General features: G+C 63.7%; 5 protein-coding genes and 1 pseudogene. 3 read left to right on the top strand and 3 right to left on the bottom strand.

Annotation, left to right across the window (positions count from 1 at the left end; all coding sequences use genetic code 11):
- Nucleotides 1-76 precede the first annotated feature (76 nt).
- Nucleotides 77-682, top strand: a complete 606-nt coding sequence (locus AC5Y21_RS25895; protein ID WP_499916987.1) for a DUF6431 domain-containing protein — start codon at nucleotides 77-79, stop codon at nucleotides 680-682.
- 734 nt (nucleotides 683-1416) lie between these two features.
- Here the strand turns inward: AC5Y21_RS25895 and AC5Y21_RS25890 are convergent.
- On the bottom strand, nucleotides 1417-2316 hold the full coding sequence (locus AC5Y21_RS25890; RefSeq protein ID WP_499916985.1) for an SDR family NAD(P)-dependent oxidoreductase: 900 nt from the start codon (nucleotides 2314-2316) through the stop codon (nucleotides 1417-1419).
- A 232-nt stretch (nucleotides 2317-2548) separates the two neighbouring features.
- Between AC5Y21_RS25890 and AC5Y21_RS25885 the strand changes: the two are divergent.
- Nucleotides 2549-3795 (top strand): annotated as a pseudogene (locus AC5Y21_RS25885) (PucR family transcriptional regulator).
- A 249-nt stretch (nucleotides 3796-4044) separates the two neighbouring features.
- Here the strand turns inward: AC5Y21_RS25885 and AC5Y21_RS25880 are convergent.
- Together AC5Y21_RS25880 and AC5Y21_RS25875 are read right to left on the bottom strand one after the other, a co-directional pair.
- Nucleotides 4045-4377, bottom strand: coding sequence for a type II toxin-antitoxin system PemK/MazF family toxin (locus AC5Y21_RS25880; RefSeq protein ID WP_499916983.1), 333 nt, complete (start codon nucleotides 4375-4377; stop codon nucleotides 4045-4047).
- Nucleotides 4374-4580, bottom strand: a complete 207-nt coding sequence (locus tag AC5Y21_RS25875) for an antitoxin MazE-like protein (protein WP_499916981.1) — start codon at nucleotides 4578-4580, stop codon at nucleotides 4374-4376. Before AC5Y21_RS25875 ends, AC5Y21_RS25880 begins: the two co-directional genes overlap by 4 nt.
- Before the next feature lie 235 nt (nucleotides 4581-4815).
- Between AC5Y21_RS25875 and AC5Y21_RS25870 the strand changes: the two genes are divergently transcribed.
- Nucleotides 4816-5077: dihydrofolate reductase family protein (locus tag AC5Y21_RS25870; protein WP_499916979.1), on the top strand; the 262-nt coding region annotated here is incomplete at its 3' end.

The following is a 5077-nucleotide window of genomic DNA, read 5'->3' as shown; positions in this document are numbered from 1 at the left end:
CGCAGTGGCAGTTTCACGCCCTGCGACCAACACGAGTTGACCCCTTCCCGGGTGACTCGTGGTAGACCACCCTGGTGTGCCATGCCCTCTGCAGCACCCGATGATCGTCGTCCGCACCACCGAATGGGCCGAGCAGGCCCTGGGCGGCGGCGAGATCGCCTGCCCGCGCCCACGATGTGGCGGCACCCTGACGCGGTGGGGATACGGCCGCCGCCGGCGCGTTCGTAGCCTCGGCGCCCAGACCCTGGCGGTGCGCCCGCGGCGGGCACGCTGCGCCCGCTGCGAGCACACCCAGATTCTGCTGCCGGCCAACATGCAGCCACGCCTGGCCGACACCACCGACGCGATCGGCACCGCCCTGGCCGGCAAGGCCGCCGGTCACGGACACCGCCGCATCGCCGACGAACTGCGGCGCTCACCGTCGACCGTGCGCCGCTGGATGCGCCGCGCCACCGGCAACACCCATCTGCAATGGCTGTGGCAGCGCGGCAGCCAGGCCCTCATCCGGCTCGACCACGACGCGTTCAACCAGCTGCCCCGCGCGACCAACCCGCTGCGTGACGCACTGATCGTCTTAGCCGCAGCCGCGCACGCGGCTCGCCAACGGTTGGGCCTGACCGACCCGGTGTGGACCCTGATCGGCCTGCACGCCCACGGCCGGCTTCTGGCCGCACCAACCTGAACCCGCGTATTGCCCGCGCCGATCCGGCCGGGCCGACAATCCCGCACGCACACCCCGGGCCGACACCGTGAACACCACCGCTGGCCCGACACCGTCACCGCGAGCATCACGGCGTCAGCATGAACACCAAACCGCGCCAATCATCCTCACCGAGAACGCCGCGATCATGTTCATCCTGAACGCCGGTCAACACCCGGGATCCAAACCTCGTTTACCTCAGATCAAATGACAAACCACAAGCAGCGGGAGTGTCATCTAATCTGAGGCACCGCAGGTCAGACACCTACGCTTGCCTCAGATAGAACGGCAACGGACACTAGGCGTCAGGCAGGAAGTCGAGCTATGGATGGCCCTCGATGCATCCCGAACGGTCGGATCGTCCGGCCTGGGCGCTAACGCAAAACACGCGTCGGATCGAGCGAGTCAGTGAGCTCTGAGTTTTGATGGCTCCGCGGCTTGGCGCACGCAGGCTTGTCTTGGATACGAGTTCGCCGGCCTAGCAATTGCCGATAAGCGACATTATGTCAAGTTGGATGTCAGTACCCTCGCTCATACAACAAAGTGCGCCCAATCTAGGGGGCCGTGCTTGAAGTGGTTTGACGGTTTGCGTTCTCGAGGATGAACGCGCGGATCGAAGTGGTCAACTCACGCACAACTGCGGAATGTGCCGCAGTGGATGGCCCGGCCTTCGATGATGCCGGTCCCGACTTCGACGGGGTTGAGGCACGACCCGCTCAGCCAACCGGGAAAACAACTTGCGTCAGCTCTTCGGAGATCGCCCACAACCGGCGTTGGGCCGCGACGTCGTGCGATGCCGCGCTCGAGGCCACCACCTTGGCGTAGCCGCGCTGTTCGGGGAAGCCGCCGGGGCCGAAGTACTGCCCGCCCAGCACGCCCCGATCGGTCGCCGCGCGCAACGTCGGCAGCGCCCCCATCTCGGCGCTGTGGAAGAACGGCCTCATCAGGCGCACTAGGGGCGGCGAGCCGCTCACAATCTCGGTCTTGGTGCCTCCGGGATGCGCGGCAGCGGCGATGGTGTTCGTGCCCTGCAGGCGTCGCTGCAGCTCGTAGGTGAACATCAGATTGGCGAGTTTGGACTGGCCGTACGCGTCGAGGGGCCTGTAGCTGCGTTCCCACTGCAGGTCGTCGAAGCGGATGCCGCTGCGGGGGAAGCGATGGCCCGGGCTGCTGACGGTCACGATCCGCGAGCCCGGGACCGCAAGTACCCGGTCCACCAGCAGTCCGGTGAACGCGAAGTGGCCCAAATGATTGGTGCCGAACTGCAATTCGAAGCCGTCCTTAGTCGTCGACTTCGACCTCGTCATGACGCCTGCGGTGTTGATTAGCAGGTCGATGGTTTCGTGCTTGGACTTCAATTCGTCGGCCGCTGCGCGAACGGAGTCCAACGAGGCTAGGTCAAGCTCTTGGATAGCCACGCCGGCACCGGGGTGCGCCCTGGCGATCAGGTCTGCGGCAGCCTTGCCTTTTTGGAGATTGCGGACTGCGAGCACGACATGTGCCCCGTTCGCCGCGATTGCCCTGGCCGTCTCGTAGCCCACTCCGGTGTTGGCGCCGGTGACGACGGCCGTGCGACCTGTCTGGTCGGCTATGTCGGCGATGGTCCACTCGCCCATGGGAACTCCCCTACAACCTTTCAATCAGGGCCGCACCGACACCGGAAATACCAGCCCCGGCGATCAGAACGTCCGGGTGCTCAACGGACGGTGTGGCCATGGCAGGGTTCTCCTCAGAAGCGAACTGACTGCCATCCATCGTGTCGTCGCCCGCACCCCATACCAAGGGCATCACTGCCCAGTACCGGCGGTTACGTGGTGCACTGTGCACCTCCGGTTGTAACGTGGCGATATGTCGTGGCCGCTGCCGTCTGCTCGCGTGCGGGACTTGATTCGTCGGGGCGCCGAGATAGCGCTCAACGCTCCACCCGAGTGGCTCGAGGAGTTGGATCAAGCGACGTTGGCGTCCAACCCTCAGATGGCCGAAGACCCCGAGCTGGCCGCCGCAGCCAGTCGCACCAATCGCGCCAACCGGCTGGTGTGGGCCTCGGCCAATCTCCGCGACCCCGGCGCCCCCGTGCCTGCCAATCTCGGTTCCGAACCGCTTGGCATTGCCCGCGACCTCGTGCGTCGCGGGCTGGACCAGTACGCCCTCGACGGCTACCGGGTCGGGCAGAACGTCGCCTGGCGGCGATGGATGCAGATCGCGTTCACCCTCACCGACAACCCCGCCGAGTTGGCCGAGCTGCTGGACGTCACCGCGCAATCGATCGCGGCATTCATCGACGACACCATGGCCGGCATCAACGCCCAAATGCAGCGCGAACGCGCCGAACTCACTAGTGGCTCGCAAGCCGACCGCCGGGAAGTAGTTGGATTAATCCTCGACGGCGCTCCCATCGGCCAACAGCGCGCCGAGCAGCGACTCGGCTACCGGCTTGGCGGTACGCACACCGCCGCCGTCGTATGGTCCGAACAACCCGATGTCGACGCCCGCCGACTCGACCGTGTCGCCGAAGCGATCGGACACATGGCCAACACCCGGCCGTTGAGCATTCTGGCCAGTACCGCCACCGCTGGGTCTGGGTCAACGCGAACAACTCCTTCACCAACGATGAACTGCGCGAACAGGTCAAAGCCTTTCCAGACGTCCACGTCGCGGTCGGTCCGGCTAGCACCGGAATGGAGGGCTTCCGCCGCAGCCACCTCGACGCGCTCACCACACAACGCATGCTCGCGCGATTGCACTCCACCCAACAGGTGGCTGCGTTCGAAGATGTCGAACTAGTTGCCCTGTTGACCAGGGACCCTGACGCCGCCGACGCGTTCATCCGCCGCACCCTCGGGGGGCTCGCCTCCGCCAGCGCTGAGCTACGAGCCACCGTGGCCACCTTCATCGCCGAACAACACAACGCCTCAGCCGCCGCTGAACGCCTTTACCTGCACCGCAACACCCTCATGCGCAGGATCACGCGCGCCGAACAACTTTTACCAACCCCGCTGCGGGACAACGGCGCTCACATAGCCGTCGCCTTGGAAATTCTGCATTGGCAATACCGTAGCCTCCCTAGCCCCCAACCCCTGCTCGTCAACACCTGAGGACGTACATCCATCAAATTCTTGCGGACGTTGCGTCGTTCCCAATCCACCGATCTCCGTCCCCACGTTCAGTATTCAGAAGAACGCTGCCGCGGCAATGTCGCATCGGTCGCATGCAACACAGGGATTCGCCGACACACTCCGTACGGAAGTGTCATCTTGATCTGGACAGTTCGGCCCGAAATGATCCGAATAATGTTGGCATACACCCAGTTCAGGCATGACAACTAAATGCGGAACGGACATCGCCTATCGCGCAAGGCCGAGGAATGCCATCATCGCTCGCTCGACCTCGACGAGTTGTTCCGCTGTCAGCCGACCGACTCGAGCGTGGAGGTTCGACCTTTTGACGGTTGTGAGCTTGTCGATCATCACGTCACTGTCATGATCAAGTCCAGATAACCGGCCGTCTCCGCCGGCTATCCGGATGCGCATCAACGGCGCATCCAACAGGGCACTAGACATGGGGGCAACAGTTACTGAACTCGTGGCATCAAAGAGGTCATCCTGAACAATCACCGCGGGACTTGGTTTGGTCGCGTAGACGCCCCCCGCTACGGTCCAGATCTCCCCTCTGTTCACTCCTCTTCCCACGGTGCCGAGATGGCCTGAACGAATTCTTGGTCATCGGTACTTTCGTCCGCTCGTGCGACCACCGAAGCCTGACGATGCGCCTCGGCGGCAAAACTCTCAATGCGCACGTCAGGCACCCAGACCTGCAGCGGCCGCAGGCCTCGCTCTCGCATCCGCCGTCGGTACTCCCGAACCCTTTCTCTCACCGCCATACCGCTATGTTACATGTAACGCCTAGTATGAGAGCTTCTCTGCGCCAGCAAACAAGTCGAGGCACCTGATTGCCCTCTTTCGGACCGTAGCCGTGTTCGAGAAGGGCAAACTCATAGAACTGGCCGATTCGTCAATTACGAAGGTAGGCCGCCTTACGCTCGCCCATCCACAGGATTTGAGATTATCTCGTGTGGCGGCGCGATGAGTTTTGCCCTCCGGTGCAGTCTGATCTGCATGGGCAAACTCATCTATGGGTTCAACGTGTCGGTGGACGGGTACATCGCCGATGCACAAGGCAACATCGACTGGACCGATCCGAGCGACGAACTGCACCAGTACTGGAACGACTTCGAGCGGGAGACCGCCCTGTCGTTCTACGGGCGGCGGCTCTACGAACTGATGTCCGCGTACTGGCCGATTGCCGACAAGGCCCCGGACGCCACCCCGCTGATCGTCGGCTTCGCCCGCATCTGGCGCGACATGCCCAAGGTCGTGT

Source organism: Mycobacterium sp. NGS41 (assembly GCF_059812725.1).
Note: the sequence above shows the minus strand (reverse complement) of the source record. Positions and strands in the feature narration are given on the sequence as shown.

What these genes read in the sequence shown, in the direction of transcription:
- AC5Y21_RS25890 (WP_499916985.1), bottom strand. Translation starts at nt 2,316, where the DNA reads ATGGGCGAGTGGACCATCGCCGACATAGCCGACCAGACAGGTCGCACG.
- AC5Y21_RS25875 (WP_499916981.1), bottom strand. Translation starts at nt 4,580, where the DNA reads ATGGCGGTGAGAGAAAGGGTTCGGGAGTACCGACGGCGGATGCGAGAG.